This window comes from Pseudomonas sp. LBUM1649, from assembly GCF_059716155.1.
Genome location: NZ_CP166807.1, coordinates 2,390,985 through 2,411,659, shown reverse-complemented (window position 1 = coordinate 2,411,659; position 20,675 = coordinate 2,390,985). Strand labels below are relative to the sequence as shown.

Annotated in this window: 20 protein-coding genes and 1 pseudogene; 11 read left to right on the top strand and 10 right to left on the bottom strand. The window is 54.4% G+C overall.

Features of this window, described 5'->3' with window-relative positions:
* Positions 1–91: 91 nt before the first annotated feature.
* Positions 92–829, top strand: a complete 738-nt coding sequence (locus ACA058_RS11290) for a metallophosphoesterase (protein WP_497639141.1) — start codon at positions 92–94, stop codon at positions 827–829.
* 114 nt (positions 830–943) lie between these two features.
* Positions 944–1,252, top strand: a complete 309-nt coding sequence (locus ACA058_RS11285; protein WP_497639140.1) for a hypothetical protein — start codon at positions 944–946, stop codon at positions 1,250–1,252.
* Between the two features lie 89 nt (positions 1,253–1,341).
* Here the strand turns inward: ACA058_RS11285 and ACA058_RS11280 are convergent, their stop codons facing one another.
* Positions 1,342–1,509, bottom strand: a complete 168-nt coding sequence (locus ACA058_RS11280) for a hypothetical protein (RefSeq protein WP_497639139.1) — start codon at positions 1,507–1,509, stop codon at positions 1,342–1,344.
* Positions 1,510–2,016: 507 nt separating this feature from the next.
* Here ACA058_RS11280 and ACA058_RS11275 point away from each other — a divergent pair.
* Positions 2,017–2,271 carry a YceK/YidQ family lipoprotein gene (locus tag ACA058_RS11275; protein WP_497639138.1) on the top strand — a complete coding sequence of 85 codons (255 nt, stop codon included), beginning with the start codon at positions 2,017–2,019 and terminating at the stop codon, positions 2,269–2,271.
* 337 nt (positions 2,272–2,608) lie between these two features.
* On the opposite strand, the gene ACA058_RS11270 is transcribed toward ACA058_RS11275, so the two are convergent.
* The 6 genes and pseudogenes from ACA058_RS11270 to ACA058_RS11245 all read right to left on the bottom strand — a co-directional run bounded on the left by ACA058_RS11270 (position 2,609) and on the right by ACA058_RS11245 (position 6,755).
* Entirely contained in the window at positions 2,609–3,262 is a 654-nt protein-coding gene (locus tag ACA058_RS11270) for a glycosyltransferase family 25 protein (RefSeq protein ID WP_497639137.1), read from the bottom strand.
* 648 nt (positions 3,263–3,910) lie between these two features.
* Positions 3,911–4,228, bottom strand: coding sequence for a hypothetical protein (locus tag ACA058_RS11265; protein WP_497639136.1), 318 nt, complete (start codon positions 4,226–4,228; stop codon positions 3,911–3,913).
* Positions 4,229–4,273: 45 nt separating this feature from the next.
* A pseudogene (locus ACA058_RS11260) lies at positions 4,274–4,690 on the bottom strand (Sir2 family NAD-dependent protein deacetylase); the annotation flags it as partial.
* Positions 4,691–4,765: 75 nt separating this feature from the next.
* Complete coding sequence (locus tag ACA058_RS11255) at positions 4,766–6,091, bottom strand: hypothetical protein (RefSeq protein WP_497639135.1); 1,326 nt, start codon at positions 6,089–6,091, stop codon at positions 4,766–4,768.
* A 46-nt stretch (positions 6,092–6,137) separates the two neighbouring features.
* A complete protein-coding gene (locus tag ACA058_RS11250; protein ID WP_258869198.1) occupies positions 6,138–6,266 on the bottom strand; it encodes a hypothetical protein in 129 nt (42 codons plus the stop codon).
* 150 nt (positions 6,267–6,416) lie between these two features.
* The gene (locus ACA058_RS11245; protein WP_497639134.1) at positions 6,417–6,755 is read right to left on the bottom strand and encodes a hypothetical protein; all 339 of its coding nucleotides are present in this window, start codon (positions 6,753–6,755) and stop codon (positions 6,417–6,419) included.
* Between the two features lie 175 nt (positions 6,756–6,930).
* Here ACA058_RS11245 and ACA058_RS11240 point away from each other — a divergent pair, with 175 nt between their 5' ends.
* The 5 genes from ACA058_RS11240 to ACA058_RS11220 all read left to right on the top strand — a co-directional run bounded on the left by ACA058_RS11240 (position 6,931) and on the right by ACA058_RS11220 (position 14,068).
* Positions 6,931–7,581, top strand: a complete 651-nt coding sequence (locus ACA058_RS11240; protein WP_497639133.1) for a hypothetical protein — start codon at positions 6,931–6,933, stop codon at positions 7,579–7,581.
* A gap of 42 nt (positions 7,582–7,623) precedes the next feature.
* On the top strand, positions 7,624–7,797 hold the full coding sequence (locus tag ACA058_RS11235) for a hypothetical protein (protein ID WP_497639132.1): 174 nt from the start codon (positions 7,624–7,626) through the stop codon (positions 7,795–7,797).
* A gap of 314 nt (positions 7,798–8,111) precedes the next feature.
* A complete protein-coding gene (locus ACA058_RS11230) occupies positions 8,112–10,490 on the top strand; it encodes a PD-(D/E)XK nuclease family protein (RefSeq protein ID WP_497639131.1) in 2,379 nt (792 codons plus the stop codon).
* Positions 10,491–10,492: 2 nt separating this feature from the next.
* Positions 10,493–13,678: a UvrD-helicase domain-containing protein gene (locus ACA058_RS11225; protein ID WP_497639130.1), complete on the top strand. Its 3,186-nt coding sequence runs from the start codon at positions 10,493–10,495 to the stop codon at positions 13,676–13,678.
* Positions 13,679–13,762: 84 nt separating this feature from the next.
* Positions 13,763–14,068 (top strand): hypothetical protein, encoded by a 306-nt coding sequence (locus tag ACA058_RS11220; protein WP_497639129.1) that lies wholly within the window; start codon positions 13,763–13,765, stop codon positions 14,066–14,068.
* Between the two features lie 359 nt (positions 14,069–14,427).
* Here ACA058_RS11220 and ACA058_RS11215 read toward each other — a convergent pair whose 3' ends face one another.
* From ACA058_RS11215 to ACA058_RS11205, 3 genes are all read right to left on the bottom strand, one after another.
* Positions 14,428–15,405 (bottom strand): hypothetical protein, encoded by a 978-nt coding sequence (locus tag ACA058_RS11215; protein WP_497639128.1) that lies wholly within the window; start codon positions 15,403–15,405, stop codon positions 14,428–14,430.
* Between the two features lie 82 nt (positions 15,406–15,487).
* Positions 15,488–15,859 carry a hypothetical protein gene (locus ACA058_RS11210; RefSeq protein WP_497639127.1) on the bottom strand — a complete coding sequence of 124 codons (372 nt, stop codon included), beginning with the start codon at positions 15,857–15,859 and terminating at the stop codon, positions 15,488–15,490.
* 66 nt (positions 15,860–15,925) lie between these two features.
* The gene (locus tag ACA058_RS11205) at positions 15,926–16,807 is read right to left on the bottom strand and encodes a hypothetical protein (protein WP_497639126.1); all 882 of its coding nucleotides are present in this window, start codon (positions 16,805–16,807) and stop codon (positions 15,926–15,928) included.
* A 163-nt stretch (positions 16,808–16,970) separates the two neighbouring features.
* Here ACA058_RS11205 and ACA058_RS11200 point away from each other — a divergent pair, with 163 nt between their 5' ends.
* The 3 genes from ACA058_RS11200 to ACA058_RS11190 all read left to right on the top strand — a co-directional run bounded on the left by ACA058_RS11200 (position 16,971) and on the right by ACA058_RS11190 (position 20,651).
* Positions 16,971–17,981, top strand: a complete 1,011-nt coding sequence (locus ACA058_RS11200; protein ID WP_497639125.1) for a helix-turn-helix transcriptional regulator — start codon at positions 16,971–16,973, stop codon at positions 17,979–17,981.
* 615 nt (positions 17,982–18,596) lie between these two features.
* Positions 18,597–19,943 (top strand): tyrosine-type recombinase/integrase, encoded by a 1,347-nt coding sequence (locus ACA058_RS11195; protein ID WP_497639124.1) that lies wholly within the window; start codon positions 18,597–18,599, stop codon positions 19,941–19,943.
* 18 nt (positions 19,944–19,961) lie between these two features.
* Entirely contained in the window at positions 19,962–20,651 is a 690-nt protein-coding gene (locus ACA058_RS11190) for a hypothetical protein (protein ID WP_497639123.1), read from the top strand.
* The last annotated feature ends 24 nt before the right edge of the window (positions 20,652–20,675 follow it).

Genomic DNA, 20,675 nt, shown 5'->3' with positions numbered 1-20,675 from the left:
GCTCGGCAAGCACCACACAGCCTTGGCGCATGCTGTAGCGGTCATCGACAAAGCAACATAAGCAACGCCTTCTGCCGTACCGGAGTGACCAATGATCGAATCTATCGAGGTGTCGCTCATCAAGCGCTTCGCTGCAAACACCGCTGGCCGGGATTTCGCGGTGGGTGATATTCACGGTCACTTCACCCGATTGCAGGCTGCTCTGGATTCAGTCGGCTTCGATCCTGTCGTCGACCGCCTGTTCAGCGTCGGAGACCTGATTGATCGTGGACCTGAGTGCCGAGACGCTCTGGACTGGCTTTTCAAGCCATGGTTTCACCCGGTGCGCGGCAACCATGATGACTTCGTGGTCCACTTCGACACGTGCGACGTCGTCAGCTGGATCTGCAACGGCGGGTCATGGTTCACCGGGCTGTCGCCATTCGAGCAGCAAGCGTTCGCGTTGCAGTTCGCCGAACTGCCGATTGCCATCGAAATCGAGACGCCTGGCGGATTGGTCGGGATTATTCACGCCGATTGCCCGGTACCGTCATGGGATCAACTGCGCACCGAACTGCAATCGCCTGAGAGCGACAAACAGCTGCGACTCGTGCAGCTGCGCTGCATGTGGTCACGAACCAGGATTCAGGTCGGCGATACCGGCGCCGTCGAAGGACTTCGCGCCCTGGTGGTCGGCCATACACCACTCGAGCAAGCTGTAGTGCTGGGCAACGTGTACCACATCGACACAGGCGGCTGGATGGACGGTCATTTCACATTGCTGGATCTCGCAAGCCTGCAGTGCTACCCGCTGATTGATCCTGAACTGGGTTTCGATTGGGAGCGTTGAAAGCCTTCCGCTTTAGACCAGACACGCCGTTCGTCCAAAGCCTGGCACTCGCAATGCGCCGCTATCTCTCATGTACAAGCACGGACATTCCGCGCATCAGAACGGAGAACCCGCATGGACATTAACGAGAATGCACTGGGTAACAGGTCGCAGCAGGACGTAACGCGAACAACGGACAACGAAACCGGCCATGACCCAAGGAAGGATGAGCCCGAGGTGCCATTGCCGCCGGACGATGAAGCGCCTGTCGATGAAGAGATGACAGATGTGGATGCCAATAACTCAGTGTCGAGTGAGCATCCGGTAGCAGGACAAAACGGTCGTGTCGATGATCCTGACGCCGACCCACAAATGAACGATCAGGACGAAAATGAAAAGGAGGCTCGCGGCGTACCGGCGAGCGACCCTGAATCAGGTGCCTGAATCTAACTCACGCCCATGTCGAACCCGGTTACGGAGTACGGCGCCCTTTAGGCTACTTACATTTCGTTAAGCCGTTAGATATTGTCGTCCTAGTCTTCTTGATCAATCGAATCAAGATAGTCAAGGTCATCATGTTCTTCGTCTTCATCGTCAAAAATGCCTTGAGCGTCTTCTTCAACCCATGGTTCTTCATCGTGGAATTCATGGTCGAGCAGATGGTCGTGCTCGGGCTCTGGAATATCAATCTCATCGCTCATCTACATTTCCTGCATTGACTGAACTGCGCATAGGGCATCTGTATATGCGTGCCCTGCTCCTCAGTCAATACTCAGACGATGACCGCTAATTGGACACTGGGCCTGGAACCAGATTGAGCAAATGCGCTTCGGCCTGCAGAACTGCCGCAAGCTCGGCAGAGACTCCGCGCCATCGTGGACCGCTCCTGAAAATCTTGAAGAGGAAGCAGGCGTAAAAAATCGTGAAGGCATGCAAAAGCTGACATCGCGAATCCTCTGTGGAGATTTCAGCGTAGCATCGAGAAATAGTGCCTGAGGGGTTGGTGGCCAGCGCGCCCATCCCCATAGAGTTCGGGCGAGAATGTCGCGGTCGTTATCGATTGCAGTCAGCACTTTTCTCCTCGCGGAAAAAAGCAGGCAAGTGGCCGGTGCGTAGTTTTTTTAGAGATCGAGCCAGTGAGGAGGCATGTATCATGCCTTCCCCTGCTCGGTGAGGATGTGGTCAATCTGTCAGGGATCAGAGATGACATGGTCGCGAGCAACACGCTCGCCCGATGGCACTCACATTGCGACTCAATTCCACGAATTTATAGCGGCGCCGCGCTGAATTACTGCACGTTGGATGCAGAGCCCCGTCGTTCTGTCGGCTTTGATGGCCACCCTGCGGCGCCATTAATACTTTTCGATTTGGCCCTTTCTGGTGTGGCCGACACGGTCGTGCTGCCATACACGATCTATCTGCAGAACAACCGCGGAGATATTCCAAAGGCGCGCTTCGAGTGACGCCCTCGTTGTGGGCATCTGGCGTCCATGGACTCTAAACCGCCGGCTTGTTTGCTGGTGCGAGCAGGTTAACCAGGCAATTCGGATCATCGTCGATCACGGCCGCCGGTTCTTCGGGAAATGGCAAGGGTTTAGCCACGGTGGAACACTGAAGGATCTGGTCAAAGTGTTTCGGGAGAATCTAAACGTCGATCAAGCGAGCTGCCTGGTGCGAATCGATGGTTGGAATCATTCCAGATCCCTGGTGTTCCGCGATCCACTTCCTAGCCAGTTCCACGTCGAAGCGCCAGCAGTGCGCTTTCATGAGCATACTCTTGACCTAGCGACAATATGGTCGCTAGAAATTCAGTCGAAACAGAGTTCGCCAAAAATTTTTGATTGGGGAAATACGATGCTTTTCCCAATTCCGCTGCCACCAGTCATCCTCATTCTTTACCACCGCTTCAATATCGCTGCCGGTTTCAGAAGCCGCATGCTGACGAAAGAGCATTGGAAATACGCAGTGCTGCTTTATTTTCTTCTTGAACACGACATCTACCGGTGTGCCATCGTAAGAAATGTCGGCTAATACCTGACAACCTTCCCGAGAGAGAATATAGGCATGAAGCGCTACGACTCTTCCGCGAGCTATAAAGGGAAACCACGTCAACCAAGTTTTACCCATGCTGTAGCCTAGATGCAGAGCCTGAAACTGATTTTTTCGAATGAACCGATTGATCCAACGAACAGGTGTGCGGTTAAACTCATATGGCTTCACATCATCTTCAAAAATCAACACGCTATGAAGACCGTTTTTCAAGGCATCCCGCGCAATAGCCTGGTGCGATTCAAAGCATCCCTGGACAGGATCTTCATTCTTGCGGGCTATATGAAAACTGATGGGATTTGCAATCAGCGAACCTACTGTATTTTGAAAAATCTCTCGTCTATCCACTCTCGCTTCGAGAGATATACAGAATACAGCGTCAACATCAAACCTAATTTTGCTCACCATCAGTTCCTAGTTATTCCAACACTTTGGAGGTTTTCGATTATTTGGAATTTCCCTCTGCAAAAACCCTGTAAAAGAAAATTAAAAACGCTCGCATTATCACACTTCAAGATATCCAGAAACGTTTACTTCTATTCCCTGCAGAATGCGAACCGACTTCGCCTCTTTTGTCTGCCTTTCCAAAGCGTAATTAACGGAACTCTTCCCTGGTGACACGTGGCCAATCTTCGCGAATTAAAATTGAAAAGAGCTCTCTACGTTTAATCCGGTCAAAAAATTACGCATCCTGCTTATCAATATTATAAAAACTCTATTAACAGTACTGTCTAAGTTGCCACCCATTTTAGACATCGGCAAGATCCGTGTCACGCTGAAAATACCCTGAAACCTTAGGGCCCTTCGCTGCTCTTCCATCTCCTTTTGGTCATGTTGCCGTCGCCCGGGACGAGGACGGCTGGTGGAACCACCGGGCATGTCAGATTTCGATGAAGACCTGGGCGCCGAACCAATCAAGCATTTGCTGTTTCATTCGGGTCAAAAAGCTGGTTATACCGTTCCAACGGACCGCGCTCGCACCATCTACTCAATCACCGAAATTTATGCAGGAAAAGCATCCGATTTCAAACCGGAGAGCTCATCCTCTGGTAGCTATGCTGCTTCCGGCCTTTCACTTGTCACATCCATAGCCGCCTGCGTGGCGCTCCACTCTTGCGCAAATACTGGAGTCATCGGCAACGGTGTCAGTGGCACCATTGCATCAGGTTCAATTAACTCCGATTCGACTGGAAGCCTACAACCGAGCTCAACACAAGCAGCAAATCTTGTAGTACACAAGGTGTGCCTACCTGGCATGGGTTGCGCTAGTTCAGCTGCAACTTCCAACGATCCATCTGTGACGCTCGCAAAATTAAAAGAGATGAACGCAAGTGAGCGACTGCCAAAATCCATCAGGCTGATGAAATACATGATCCATCCGTGCCGCACTCGCCTGTGGCACACCTACCCTGCCTCGGCAAAGCAGCGCGGCGAGCCAAGGCTGCCGTGCAAATGCAACACGTCAGGGCAGCCGCGCGTTCGAGCAAGTCATCGACGTTTTGAGTGACAACGGTAAGCCTGTGTACCTGTGTACCTGTGTACCTGTGTACCTGTGTACCTGTGTACCCGTGTAGCCAGTTTGGCTATCGCCATGTGCGCGGCGTTCGGCTTTGCCGCCAGCACCTTGGCGCGCCGCCATTCGTACCATCCCCACACCAGGGCGGGGTCATTGCGAAAGGCCTTGGCAGTCGCCAGGGAGGCGGGGGCAAAACGCTCCCATAGCCCGGTCAAGGCATCGCGGAATGTAGGGATGCCACTCTCTGCGGAAATACCGGCACCCGAAAAGACAACGACACGAGTTGCATCGCGCAGCTGGTGAGCCTGGAACTCCATAATGACCTCCTACGCTCTACCGCTGCCCGAGCCGCAGCAGATCTCAGTGAACTATGGGATGACCGTCATTATCAGCTAACGGACGTGATAGCCAATCATGAACAATGCCCGCTCCAGTTCCAGCAGGGTCACTGATCGCCCTTGAGCGGCGAGCGACAGGACCACTTGTTGCAGGATACGGTTGCTAATACGGACAAGATCGGCCCAACACTCGGTTCGGCTCGTCGCCACGGTGCTGGGCTTATAAAGCGATAAAAAATCGAATCCATCACGCGAGGGGTCACGCGTTTCCATCTTGTTACTGGCCGTTTTGGTGTTCGGCCCCCAGCGAAATCCGAGGTCGGGCGGTACGGTGGAACGTCGATTTTTCACCAGCCAACAACGCGTCAACAATCCCAATGCCGCGCCCACCCGCCCATCGTAGATGATGATGTTGTGCGGATCTGCAGCCGCGTAAATCTTGGTCATCGCGGAATTCATGAGCAGGTTCTTGCCGTCAAAGGCTTTCAGCGATTCAGTGCATTGCGGGCGAAGCAGTTCGACGGCAGAGAGGATTGAGCGGCACAAGGTTTTGGCAGCAGCTTGCGCCTTGACCCACATCAGGGAGGCGTCGTCTTTCTTGCGAGCGACACCACCCCAACTGAATATATTCTCGCAGGCTGTTTGTGCAGCAATAGGATCGTTCGCCGCGAGTGCTTGATGAAGTCGGGTCGCAATACTGGCAAAGTCATCAGGTGCCAGCTTTTCAGGCCAGGAATAATGGTCAGCCGCCTGAGCCAGGGTCAGACACCACCAGTCGTCACCATTGCCACGCTCTTTCCAGGATTTCCAGGAATGATGCTTGCTGGTTTGATAGCGATGTTTGAAAGATCCTGGCGCCCCACCCCATAATGCCCCCAAATGATTGGCGAAAGCCAACTGGTCAGGGGTCAGGAGTCTTGGGTGTTTGTCGTCTATGACTGGTTTTATCAGTTGATGGTCGGTCACGACAGCCATTGGCCCTTTCGTCAGCCAGACGCAAGTGGGGCTGTTCGGATTGATACCTACAACCCCCAGTCGCTGCAGAATCGCAAGTACATAGGTAATGTTTCGCTGGCCGTATTTCCCCGATGGGAGCTGTCGGGCAGCTTTGCAAAGGGGCCCGGCTTTTTCATGGTCGTTATCAGCCCCGATCACACACGGATTACCTGCATGATGATCGTTGGCGTGCAGATACTCCAATGCCGCTTCGAACGCGACCTTGCGAATAACCACCCCTGTCTTCCCGGCCTGCACTTTGACTCGCTCAGGCGTCACGCTTTCAACAGCGAATGAAGAACGTTGCGAGGGTGTTCGAAGCGGTCCCAGTTCGCCCAACGTTGACCACAACGATGAGACTGTTTGAGCTGCCAATTGCGTCATGCTGACTTCCTTGCCAAATCCAGGGTCGAATTGATACCGACGAACACTAAGTCGGCCCCTGCCCCTTGCGCAAGAACTCATTCTCCGCCTCCATCGCCTTGTAATGCCGATACACCTCATACCCTTTTTTGGCGATGACAAAAGCGCCAACGGTGGCCAGAATATTTTTCAGCACCGTCCTTACTCCCCTGATTGGATGCTTTGAGCATGCTCATGGAGTGCGACAGATCGCGTCGCCCCCAAAAGCATCACGGATGATTTTTTGGCCTGCCAAGGCTGTTGGACTCATACCCGCAATGGACGGGGAGCCACAGGCATACTCTGCTTACTCACCATCCTCATATTCGAGGTATTCACTCTGGAACAAGTCGCAGTGCAGTGCTGGTTGCGAGCGATACAGCCGATAGCTACCGTGCTGAAAAACATAAGTTTGCAGCTCAAGAAACTCGCGGTTGCCACTCGACCTTTCGAAAGTCACAACAAAGGAAATCAGCGGTCGACTTGCCTGCCGCCACAGGCTTGCAGCTTTGTCGATCGTGGCGGCAAGGTTCTTCTCGGCACTGTAGGAGATAAACGTTGAGAAAGCGGCAGCTTCATGGTTGGACAGCAATTTTTCGATCTCGCCGACATCGTCCCTGTGCGCCTCGCTCCACTCCCACTCCACTTAACAAGGATCCGCGTGTAGATCCAAAACTTTAATAAGTGATAGCCTATCGCCATGCCGCGGCAAAATGTGTCGCATGGCTTTTCCCGAACGCTCAAGCACGGCCCCAACCAGCCGATACGGTAACGATGCTCAAGGCTAAGCAGACCTCCTCAGCCCCAAGGAAAGATCTGGAATGGACTACCAGTCGCTCAAGACCCGCCACCGCATCGAACGTGACGCGCACCACCCCAATCTTGCGCTTCGGGTTCACCGTGCCTTGAGCTGGCTCAATCGTGCGGAACAGGCAGAGGATGTGGACGGTCGTTTCATCTTCCTCTGGATCGCCTTCAACGCCGCCTATGCCACCGATCTCGATGAGTATCATCGGTTGTCCGAGCAGGAAGCATTCAAGGCATTCCTGCAAAAGCTCTGCCTGCTGGACACCGAACATCTGATCGAAAAACTGGTGTGGTCGCAGTTCCCTGGCAGCATCCGTGCGCTGCTGGACAACCCTTACGTGTTTCAGAGCTTCTGGGATTTCCAGAACGGCAAGATCACCGAAGTCGTGTGGCAAGAGCGCTTTCGCAGCGGCAAACGCACCGCGCATGCAGCACTGGCTGACCGCGATACAGCGAAGGTGCTGGGGGTGATGTTCAACCGCATCTATACCTTGCGCAACCAGCTGCTTCACGGTGGCGCCACCTGGGAAGGCAGCGTCAATCGCATCCAATTGCGTGACTGTACCAACCTGCTCGGCAAACTTGTGCCGCTGGTGATTCTGCTCATGCTCGACAACCCGAGAACACTTTGGGGCGACGCCTGCTACCCGGTGGTCCAGGCGTAGCACGCCTATTCGCACTCCAAGCCTCTGCACAAGGATATTTCCGTGCCTTCAGCCAAATCGCATTCAACGGTTAGCCGCCAGTGGGAGCTGCTCAAACATCTGCCCAAATGTGAATCCGGTATCACAGTGACCGAGTTGCTGGCGCGTCTTGATTCTTCCGGGTTCAAAATCAGCCGGGTGGTGGAGCAGCCGGCCGAGCTTCGGACTCAAATTTAGCCTGTATTTTCGTCATTGCAACAACGCACCGATAGCGGTGTGTTGAACCCTTCACAAGGAGCGTCAACGTGTCTGAAATGCTCATCACGTTCGGTATGCAACTCGATGGTCAACGGGCAACCCGGGCGAGTAATCAGCTGGGCGCTTTGACGGTCGGGCCACAGGGGTTTCTGGATATTCTGGAAACCCAACTGGGCCTCACGGCACACCAACCTTGTGCGGCGCAGCGTACAGCGGCGTATCGGGATTGCCTGGCACACTGCAACAACGCACAGCGATTCTACAACGCCAGTTTTTCCGCCGATGAGCTGGGTGTGGCCGCTGCGTTGCTGGCCTGGCGGGATGACTTGTATCTGTACGGTTGGGATGGGCGCGTGGAGGCAGATGCCAGCCAGCGCCTGAAGGACCTTACCGAGGTAGAGATGAAAGCCCGCGAGGTAGTCGCGCTTTCGATTGGGCAACGCCTGCACAATGTTGCCGCGGCTCTGGCTGTTCGGCAACCACCGATCAAGAGTGTGTTGCTGGCTGACGATTGGGAGGTGTACCCACTTGGTTGGCAAGCGGTGCTGCATCATCTCCCACACGAGCGTCTTGAGGTGCCCGTGGGCACAGCGCAAGGCTTCCTGGGCCAGTTGCAGACGCAACTGCGCAAAAGCATTGCCGGTGAGCGCGTGACGCCGATGCCGTGGCAAGAGGACGGCACGGTAAAGGTCGTTCAGGCACAGACTCGAGTGTTGGCGGCGAGCTGGTTGAGTCGCTCGCTGGATGAAAGCGTAAAGACCTTGCTGGTAGCCGGTGCCGAAGGTGGCTGCCTTGATGGTCATTTGGTCGGTGCAAACCAGGCTCGCCATGGCCTGAATGGCAGCAGTGATTTGCGGCCGGCCCTGCAGGTATTGCCTTTGGCAATGGAGTTGCTTTGGGCGCCATTGAATTATCCGGCGCTATTACAGTTTCTGACCCATCCGATCTGCCCGATTCGGCTGTTTGCCCGTCGGCAGTTGGCGACCAAGGTATCGAGTATGCCGGGCATTGTCGGAGTCGAATGGGAAGCAGTTTTGGAGCGCATCGCCGAACACTACGGTGCCGAAGCGCCTCGTGTACGGACATCCATTGGCGACTGGCTCGAAGCTCCCACGTTCAGTGTTGATGAAGGCGCGCCGCTGAGCGAAGTTCTAGTGCGTGTTCAGCGCTTGCTGGCGTTTTTTCAACCGCGGCTGGGCCACGAAGAACCCGCACACAGCCTGGCTGCTCGGACGGGTTATGCGCAGTGCGAGGCTGCTTTGGAATCACTAGAGACACTTCAACTTCAAGGCGTCGAGCGGTTGCGTCCGCGACAATTGCAGCAGGTGATCGAACAGACCACTGCAAGCGGCACGGATAATCCGTTACTGGCCGCCCAGGTCGGCGCTCATTTGACCGTTTCCCGCCCGGGTGCCGCCATTGAGAGCTCGGACAAAGTAGTGTGGTGGAATCTGGCCATGCCGGCACTGCCTGCAATTTCGCCGTGGTCCAAGGCGGAACTGCTGCAACTCGCAAATGCAGGAGTGGCGCTGCCCGACGGTGGGACGCTGCTGGCTCAAGCGGCCCAAGACTGGCTACGGCCTTTACTGGTCGCGAACCGCTATCTAACACTGGTGCTGGCGCCGCCACACGAAGAAAGTCACCCACTTTGGCAGATGATCGAAGCGGTTACTCAGCACCCAAAAGTACATGCGCTGGAAGACCTTTTATTTGCGCCCGGCCTCTTATTTCAAACACAACCATCGACCCCCCTACCAGTGCGCAAACGATGGTGGAAGCTACCGACAGACGTGCCGCTGGCTCTGCCAGAAAAAGCCTCTTTCTCGAGCCTTAACCTGCTGCTGTTCAACCCTTACCAATGGCTGCTGCAATACGGAGCCAAGATTCAGACATCCAAGAGTCTTAGCCTGAGCGACAGTTTTCTTCTGAACGGTTCGCTTACCCACCGATTAGCTGAACACTTTTTCAGCAGATCCGACGCGTTGACCATGGACGCGGCAGACTTCGCCACATGGTTCTCGATTCATTTCCCGCGCGTGGTGCGTGAAGAAGGGGCAGTGCTGTTGATGGAGGGGCGCGGTGCCGATCTGTCGACCCTGCGCCACCGAATGTTGCGTGCAATGACCCAGCTGCGAGCGCACTTTGCCAATGCCAATGTCCGCGTCGTAACCGCAGAGCAGGCGTTGGATGGGCAATTCGCTGGAGGCGCTCTGGCGGGTTCTGCCGACCTGGTGCTGACCACAGAAGACGGGCATCGAGCCATCGTCGACATGAAGTGGGCCGGCGGCAAAAAATATCCCGAACAACTCAAGGCGAACCGTCATTTGCAACTGGCGATTTATGCCGAATTGCTGCGTCAGGAGACCGGCTCATTGCCGTCCGTGGCGTATTTCATTCTGGAGTCCGCCCGCCTGCTGACACCGGATGACCGTGTATTTGCCGATTCCGAACGGGTGCCCGCCTCTCCACCAAGCACCACGCCCGAACTCTGGCTGAGCTTTACCGAGGCCTGGAAATGGCGTCAGGCGCAGATCACAGCGGGTCTCTTTGAAGTGGCACTGGAAAGCATTGAAGAGGACGAGGCTTCGGCCCCCCCCGAGAAAGCGATGCCAATGGAATACCTCAAGGAAGCCTATAACGACTACCTGGCCCTGGCCGGATGGGAGCAATGACAATGCCTAAGAACGCGCACATCACTTTTATCAGCGCAGGCGCCGGCAGCGGAAAAACTCACCGGCTCACAGAGATTCTGCACCAGGAATTGCTCAGTCAGCAGGTCCAACCTGCGGGCGTTATTGCCACCACCTTTACACGAAAAGCGGCGGCCGAACTTCGTGAGCGAGTACGCAGCCATCTGCTCAAAAAAGGTGAGATTGGTTTGGCGACCTCTATGGGGCAAGCCCGGATAGGCACCGTCAACAGCGTATGCGGCCAATTGCTTGAGCGCTTCGCATTTGAAGCAGGCATGCCACCACAGCAGCGAGTCCTGGAGGAGAATCAGGCGAAAGTGCTGCTCAATCAGGCAGTAGACAGGGTCCTGCATGGCGAAAGCATGAACACCTTCCTTGCCATCGCACGCCGCCTTGGCCTGGAAGTCACCCATCAACAGGGCGACTATGCGAGCAATAACTGGCTCGATGAACTGCGTCGACTGTTAGATCAGCTACGCACCAACGACATCGACCTCGACCTGGCTCGTGGCTTTGCGGCCCGCAATGCCGAGGACATGCTAGAACATTTCCCCTCAGCGACCAAAACCGACTTGAGTGGCGAGCTCCTACGCATCATTCCTGATGTACTTGCTCAACTGGTCGCTACCAACAGCGACAAGAGCAACACCAGGACGTATGTATCGTTGCTCACTGATTTTCAGCGCGAGCTGCGCCAAGGCAACGCCCGCTGGAGTGACTGGGCAAAGCTGGCGAAAGCGGCTCCAGAGGCCAAGCTCAAACCGCTGATTGCGAGCCTGACCGAGACGGTCGAGCGCTACGCCGAACACCCGGATCTGCATCGCGATATCCGGACATATCTGAACCAGGTGTTCACCCTGGCCATCGACGCTTTACAGGTGTACAGCCAGAGCAAACTTGAGCTCGGCGTGCTGGACTTTGCTGATCAGGAACATGCATTGCTTAAGCTGCTAGACAACCCCGCCGTGATTCAGGTGCTGGAGCAAGAACTTGATCTGGTCATGGTTGACGAGTTTCAGGACACCAGCCCAATGCAGTTGGCGGTCTTCTTGAAGCTTTCGCGCTTTGCCAAACGGGTTTACTGGGTAGGCGATATCAAGCAGGCCATTTATGGCTTCCGTGGCAGCGACTGTGCATTGATGCAGGCCATCCTGAACGCCTTGCCCGAACTGGGTGGTGTGAAACAGGTGTTGCCCAACTCATGGCGCTCACGACCTGAGTTGGTCGAACTGGCCAACGAAGTATTCAGTCAGGCGTTCGCCAACAGCTTGCCGCCGGAGGAAGTCCGGCTGTTACCCACCCGCGAGGATCAATTGCCCGGGCCCGCCTTCGCCAATTGGTTACTCGATGGCAGCAATGCCGAGCAGCAGGTGAGTGCGTTGGCCGAAGGCATTGGCCAACTGGTGAAAAACCGGCATCAGGTATTCGATAAAACCACCAACGAAATCCGTGACGTCCGGCTAGGCGATATCACTGTACTCTGCTACTCCCACAGCAACGTCGCGAAAGTGGCTGCCGCCCTCGACGCGGCTGGCATGCCCTGCTCCACCGCACAGCCGGGATTGCTGGCTACCGCAGAAGCAACCCTGGCGCTAGCATGCTTGCGTCGCTTGAATGATCCCTCCGATACCCTGGCCACCGCGCAAATTGTCTCGCTGGCTGAAGCCGAAGAGCCAGAGATCTGGGTTGCAGAGCGCCTGCGTTATTTAAATGCGGGTCATCCAAAAGCGCTGTGGCGCGAGCAAGACGTCGACGACTATCGGGCACACCCTTTGGTTGCGGCAGTGGCGCGGCTCCGCGCTGACCTCCCATTGCTGACGCCTGTGGAAGCGTTGCAACGCTTAATTGCTGAGTGTGACTTACCCTCGCGCGTCACGAGTTGGTCGACCTCGCCAACACAGACTCAGAAGCGCATGGCCAACCTCGACGCAATAATCGACTTGGCGCAGCAATATGAGGACCTCTGCCGAAATGGGCTAGGGGCTGCATCTATCTCCGGGCTAGTGCTCTGGTTGAGCGAAACGGCCAGCGCCAACAATGATGCATTGGCCACACCGGCGTTGGACACCGTTCAGGTGATGACCCACCACGCCAGCAAAGGTCTGGAATGGCCGGTCGTCATCCTGATGGATTTGGCGCGCGATATTGGCGACCGGTTATGGTCGGTCTCAGCTCAATCCAATAGTGCATTCGATCCACATCAACCATTGCATGCCCGCTTGATCCGCTACTGGCCATGGCCGCTAGGCAAACAGAAAGCGGTACCGCTGAGCGAAACGTTCGAACAAACCGCCATGGGGCTAGCGTGCCGGGATGAAGCTGTTGAAGAGGCAAAACGCCTGCTCTATGTAAGCATGACCCGCGCCCGCGACCTGTTGGTCATTGCCCGTTCGAATAGAAAGATCACAGGCGAATGGCTCGACACTGTCCAGGCACCCTGGTTGATGACGCCTCCCGGGCTGTCGACTTTGGAGTTGCCAAGTGGAAAAGAACTGCGCGCAGATTGCCAAACGCTCACTGCCAGTGATTCACCTGAGCCCGTGGCATTGATTGAACAGAATCTGCACTGGTTTGCCCCGATACAAGCGATCCAGCCTCGTTTGCCACTGGGCTTCCAACCGTCCAGCGGTGGCGCTCGCGCCAGCAACTCAGCCCGCAATACATGCCAGATAGGCACTCGCATCGCCTTCCAGGGCAGCCCGGAAATGAGTGCATTAGGAACGGCCATTCATGCCAGTTTGTGCCTTTCATTCACTGACCCCAACTGCCCCCTGACCTTGGACGAAGTGCAGCATCTGTTGCAGAGCTACGCCGTGCACGAGCACGTGAATGCCAATCAGGTCATCGCACAGCAATCGGCCTTGCATGCCTGGATCGAATCCCGCTGGCCCGAGGCCAAAGCCATGGCTGAGTACCCGGTGCAACAGTTGTTGGGCTCGGGCCAGGTGCTGAATGGACGGATCGATCTTCTGCTCGACACAAGCGATGGCTGGGTGCTGATTGACCATAAATGCAACCCAGCACCCCACACGCAGTGGGAACGATTGGCCGAGGAACATGCAGGTCAGCTTGATGCATATGCCCAAGCGATTGAAGAAGCTTCGGGTCGGCCTGTATTAGCGGCATGGCTCTTTCTGCCGGTGGCGGCCGGAGCGATTCAGGTTTTTTAGCCGACGGTGTAACTCCACATTCGCGAAAACGCCCCATCACGGCGGTCGGGTTAGTCCTGACCGCTGACATCACAAGGAAAAAGCATGACGTTATATGAATCAATACTGCTCGAATTGCGCAACGGTGTGCTGAGCGAACCCTTTGAAGTACAGGAACTGACCAGCGAGCGTCGTCGGGTCATGTGCCCTGTTGAGCAGAAGCTGGTTGAAAAATACCGGATTGGATTCGAATTTTTTATGGGAACAACGATCAGAACGGCCATCGCCAACTATGCCCAAGACGAGCAGACGGGAGCCGGGGGCTTCAATGTCGATCAAGGAGCCGAGGCAAAGTACCTGCGAGTCAAGCCTGGCGTGTACAAAGTCAAAGTACTGGAGCGTACGGAGTAGCCGCCAGGCTGAACTTCAAGTACAGAACGCGCCGAGCAATCGTTTCACTTTAGCCACGGCTACTTCCAAGGCCGTGGCTTGCTCCATCTGTACAGTCTGACCTTTGCAACGCGGGCAAACTTCAGGACAGTCTTCGTACCGCAACACGTCACTGAGCGGGATAACCGTTTGGTTCCAGCCACAATCTTTGCATCGCATGGTGAAAGGACACATAGGCCTGACCATGGAAACTCCTCAATCTGCGGGCACTTCCTGCAGCGTACGGCATGGTGCGACAAGATGAGTCGTTCGCTCGAATCACATCCAACGCCCAGCAATGTCATGCACCCGCCTTTGCATAACCAGCGTCGCAGGATGACCTAGAAACCTCGCGCTATATGGCTTCGCGTCCACAGATATCGACAGTCCTTGCACTCAAATTCCTGGGTCACTTCATGATCCGTCACGGTCACTTGCCGCGACTTGCGCTGCCCGGTCAGCCTGTCGTTGACAATGCGTTCTACAGATCGGACCTGGTAGACCGCTTCATGGTAGCGGATCAGCTTTATCGCTCTGTGGTGACAGTTGGGGCATTCTTTGTTTTTCTGGTGTTCGATCCATCGGATCTGCAGATGGGGAATGAGCCAGCTCGCGGCACTGAGCATTCCAGCGATGATCAATTGGTCCGTCAACTTCACCGAGAACGTCACCACCTCGAACGCGCCAAGCACGCACAGCCCACCAAAAAAGCTGCCCCAGAGGACAGCACAGAGCAGTCGAAAATTGCACAACTGCTGGTAACGCGACTCGCGGCGGGCAATCTGCTCAGCGAACGTTGTATCTACAGTCCGCACGGCTACACCCATGACGGCAGACAAATATTCGCAGTCATCGAATGTATTGTTATAGAACTGCTGAGCCTGCAACTGCAGCTGCGCGCAAAACTCGTCTGAAAGAACCGTGTACTCATTATTCTCGGCGTATCGAAGCTTCAGTTTCAGTGCTTTGGCATCACACAGGCGGCGAAGAGTCTCTTGAGAGGGCTCGATGAAGAACATACCGATTTCGTAAAAATTGCTTCCACGATAATCGCTGCTTTTGCTTACCTGGTACTTCAATTCCAGCCGTTGACCGTCGATCAATAGGGTCAATTGAGAGGGCACCCAACAGCCTGAGCGAGAGGTCTTGATCTCGACATCAAGAATCATGCGGTCTGAAGCAGGACGGATATTGCGGCGCCACGAGAAGGTGATTTCATTCTTGCCAGCACGATGCCGGCAGTGGCGCAGATGCTGAATCGTGGTGAGGCCATCGAACTCATCCTGTTCGACGGATACAAAATCAGACTTGATATCCATCAGACTTCCCTTACTGACTGCTACACATGGGTGATATTCGCTACAAATCGAATTCGTAATGAGCACTTGGCTGCCGGGCGTCTTACGATCCTGCATTCGGGTTCTTGGCGCGTATCTTCGCCAGCATGTCGTCCAGCTGAGCAATCAAATCATCTGCGCTGATCTCTACAAACTCCCCGCATGATGCGGCGATGATCTTCTCGGCAAATTCAGCGCTGTACTCTGGGTGAGGGTAGTCCGGGTCAGTCTTATCGATTGCTGTGTAGCACCACTTGCCGCCAACTTCCTGGCCCATAAGACTATCGACCTCCTGCAGGCCTAAAAGCGTGGACTGATACTGGGCGTTACAAAGGTCCGGGAACGCCTGCATCACGGCGCTGCTCAAATCACCGGCGCAGATGCCGTCCACGGCTAGTTGGGTAATGCAAGCCTGTAACGGATTCATCTTGTCCATCGTGCACCTCAAACATTCAGAGATACCTCCCCGCCGGGCGGCGGGGAGGGAATGACCGCTCAGGGTTCAGGCTGCCAAGACTGAGCGCTGCTCGCCCAGGTCATAGCCGATCATGAAAAGTGCAGCTTCCAGTGCGCGCAATGGGTCGTTTGGAGTGGCCACGTTTTGGAACCGGCTGCCAGCCGCACCTGGATGAGCCAGAACGGAACTCAACACCCAGCTGGCGCGCATATTCCACATTGCGTGTTGTTGTCCTGAGCGCAGGCCCTTGAATTTCAGGCCGCCAATACCAGGGTCGCGACGTTTGGGAGCGAGGGCATTTTTCCCTTCCTTGGCGGCCGCCCAAGGAAAGCGCAGCGCTTCAGGTACCTTGCAAAGCCCGTGGGCCTGACAGTACTTCACGACCATCCAGCCCAGACCTGCAGCAACGCGGCTGTCGTAGATGATGAAGTCCTTGCACAGCAGCGAATACACCTTGGTCATCCCGGAGTTGAAACGAAGCTTTTTCGCACGCAAGACAGGTGCTTGATCGTCGCCGGCGTCTATCGCCGCTTGTACGCCTTTCAACATGCGGCCTAGACCTGCCTCGTTCGCCTTCAGCCAGTCCGCGTTGCGGGCCGTTACGCCACCCCAACGCATCACGTCGATGGTTGCATCAAGAGTGCGCGAATCGCTCCCTACGGCGCTAATCAGGTCCTGACGCAGGGTGGATAAAGCGATCCCGTTGCTGCTGGAACACTTACCGGGATTAAAACCCAAGCGGGCATTGCCCGGGTGATTCCAACAGTACTTTTCGAAAGCGTCATACAGGCTGCTGCACGACCATTTCTGATTGGTTTTACGATTGACGTATTGATGCTTAAAGCGCGATTCTGTATCGAGTTCGGTCGCCAGCCAGTGGATGAATTCAGGAACGTGAGAGAGGGTCAGATAGGTTTGACGGCACATGAAATACTCCTGTGGGCTGGCGCTTTTGATCGCAGAATTGCTTGCCAGCCAAGAGATCTTCCCAGAAGATAAACCCACTTTTTGTCCATGAGCTTCAACGATGATAAATTATCAGCGGCGCCGAACTGCCTTGCGCAAAATCCTCCAGCGAAACGGACAGTCCATGTCGACGGCGGAGCTGCACAAAGAGCTGTGCCAGTGGTTCGACGATCAAAGTCTCACTGTAAAAACCACCCTGCGCGATCTCGAGGCGCTGACCGTTGCCGAGTTGGTAGCCAAAGGCGAGGATGGTCCGGACAATAAATCAAACTACTGGAAATCAGGTCGAGGCAGCTTCGACCTTACGCTTTCCCCTACCGAAGCCATGACATTGGCGGCTATTTTCGATCATGCAGAGCGCTTCGGCTTCAAACCCCACACTGAACAACTTGTCGAGCTACGCGAACACGCAACCACGGAAATGACCAAGCGCTCCGCGCGTACCCTGGCGTGGACGAAGCGGATCACTACCGGGACCCGGTTTACGCTGCTTAGGCCGGGTAAATATGACCCTGCACACCTCACCAGTATCCAAGAGGCCATTCTGGCTGATGCCTCACTTGAAGTGACATATTTGCCAAGAGACGTCGGCGACGTCGAGTGTATTTACTTACTCAAACCCTTGGCACTTTCATATCAGGATTCAAACGTCTACCTGTCAGCATACGTACTCGAGGAGCGTTGGCCGCAAGAGCATCTACCTGCACCAGGCACCCGCCGCGGCAAGTACAGCAGCAATGGTTCCAACACGCTGTGCGCACTCATGCTCCATCGAATGGTGGAGGTCAAAGCGAGTTGGCTGGAAATACCTGACCCGGATAACTACGACGTGAATTCGCTTGAGGCTCAAAAGCATCTCATGACGATACACGGCGATGGTCCCATCCAACTCAAACTACGTCTTGGCCCCAACCTACAAAATCGGCTTACCGAGAACCCGCTGACTGAAGACCAAGTCGTCGTGCGATATGCCGACGACAAATGGGACTTGAGTTGCAACCTCTACGACACTCAAGGCCTGCGCCTGTTCCTGCTCAGCAATGCGGGAGATATTGAAGTCCTCGAACCCCCGTTAATCCGGGCGCACGTGCGCGATAATCTTCGTCGCGCAGTGAGTGTGTACGCTGGCGATTAATTGCCAGGCCGCAGATCTGATGCAATGTTGCCAGCGGGCTGCAACCCCATCACCTACGAGGATGGGTTGCTGAACCGGCCAAGGAACTGAAATGAAGGTTCCGTCATTTCATCGCTCGATATTGGCCAGATCGCGGACTCGTTCAGAATTTATGCTAAGCCCGCATCCCTGGACGCGCGCGCCTTCAAGTTCAGTCACTCACACATGGCAATAGACTTGCAATCAATCGCGGCAATCGACTTATAAACGTACAGCCAGCCAGCCATCCGTCTGGCAGGCCCACTACACAAGGCAATCTCAATTCACTACCAATTCACTACCAGAACAGTCAAATCGCAACCATGAAAAAGCCCAACCTTTTCAGATTGGGCTAAGTCATTGAAAAATATGGTCGGGACGGAGTGATTCGAACACTCTACCCCTAGCACCCCATAAAGGTAACCCATAATCCAATCCCGTCTAAATAAATCCAAGACAATGTCCTAAAGCACTGTATTCATTGGTTCATCACAGTTTACACAGTCCAACCGCTTCCGATAGCATTCTACCAAAGCCAGCGAGAAACGGTGACCCAACGGTGACCAACTGGAGCCTGGCCTTTCTGGGGAAACGAAAGTGGCGACGATCACCGACAAACAGATGAGCGCAAAACCAGCCAAAGCGACCTGGCTGATCGAGGATGCTCCTCGCGGCTGCGGCCGATTCATGGCTCGCATTCGCCCAAATGGCGAGCGCCTATTTTATTTCAGATACACTGACACCAGCGGTGTGCGAGTATTTCTGCCCATAGGAGCATATGACGCCACTGGCACCGATGGACTTACCCTCAAGGAAGCACGCACTAAAGCTGGAGAGTGGTCACGCCTCTACCAGAGCGGAACTCGCAACCTACGCGAATACTTAGCGGCCTCGGAATCTGCCCGAATCGCAGCCCGAGATGCGGAGTTGGCACGCCTCACTGCCGAGAAAGCAGCTGCGGAAGCCGAGCAGGCTCGTCAGGCTGCACGTAAGACTGTTGCCGATCTATTCGAACACTGGGCTAAGGTTGACCTCATCAACCGCAAAGATAAAGGCGCAGAGGTGCGTCGTATGTTTGAAAAGGACGTTCTACCTTACTTAGGAAGTCTGGCTGTAGCCGACATTAAAAAAAGCCACATCACAGTAGTGACCGACGCCATGCTAGCCCGCGGAGTTAATCGCGCTGCGAAAATTGCCTTTTCCCTGATGCGCCAAATGTTCCGCTTTGCAGTGGATCGCGACTTGATTGAATACGATCCGAGCGCCAGCATCCGCAAAGCCAAGATCGGTGGCAAGGATGTCGAGCGCGACCGCGTATTGAGCGATGAAGAAATCCGCACCTTAGCTAAGTTAGCCCCCAAGGCCGGATTGCTGCCTTCCACCGAGGCCGCTATCTGGATCGCTCTTTCCACCTGCTGCCGTATTGGCGAGCTGCTTGGCGCACGTTGGGAGCATCTAGACTTGATCAAGGGCTCTTGGCTGATTCCTGTCGAGAACAGCAAGAATGGAAAACCTCACAACGTCACTCTGTCACCGTTCGCCGTCAAGAAATTTAAGCGTGTCCGAGAGCTTAATGGTGCCTCCACTTGGTGCTATCCCAATACGGACAATACTGGCCCAGTCTGTTCCAAAACGGTTACCAAACAACTGGGAGATCGACAACGCCAACCAATCCAAGGAGTGATGAGCAACCGGAGCGCTAAAGCCCAAGCATTACTTCTAACTGGAGGAAAGTGGACACCACACGACTTGCGGCGGACAGGGGCCACAATTATGACCGCGCTAGGCGTACTGCCCGAGGTGGCTGAGAGATGCCTAAATCACACTGAAGAAAACAAAGTCAAAAGAACCTATCAGAGACATAGCTACAGCAAGGAAATGCAAGAAGCCTGGAGCATCCTAGGATGCCACCTTGAAAAGCTAAACCTTAAAATACTTAATTGACAAAAATAAATGCAAGCCATGAAAAGCAAAACCAGAATACCTGAAGATCTAAAAAATTTCCTTATGAAGGATACCCCGAAGTCCACGAATAAGAAAATTCTCGCTTTTGACTGCATGTGCGCTGATTTTTTTGAGCAGTCCAATGGACCCTCACACTATCAGACTTTAATCGAAAAACAACAAACATCAATATCAGAGGGCAGATACACCTACGAGACCATCCTATCGGGAGATAGCGACATTCAAAACAATCCACACGACTCACTCCTCAGCCTATCCCACCACAGCCGACTAGCACTTACTTATCGAATCCTGGCAGAAGATCTAGAAGAGCAAGGCATGGACGACGAGGTGGTTATTGCGATTACCAGTGCCTGTCTACACCTAGGAGCTAGCATCTCTAGCTTCTTCATAGAAACAGGCACAAAACTAAACACCCATTCCAAAAATAAAGCTGCTGCACAAGAGAAAAGCAAAAAATATAAAAAAACAGCAGAGTATTTCGCTCACATAATCAGAGAGAACGCACCTCTCAACGGCTGGAGAACAAGAGAAAATGCCGCAAATAAATTAGCGGCAGAAATTCAAATTTTCGAAATAGAAAACGATTCAGTCACATCGAAAGATCCGACTTCTAAACTTCTCCGCTGGATGCGAGAGAATGAATCGGTCAAAGCTGCAATCAATGAGACCCTCAAGAAAAAATAAAGAGGATCTCACTCGCTGACTGAC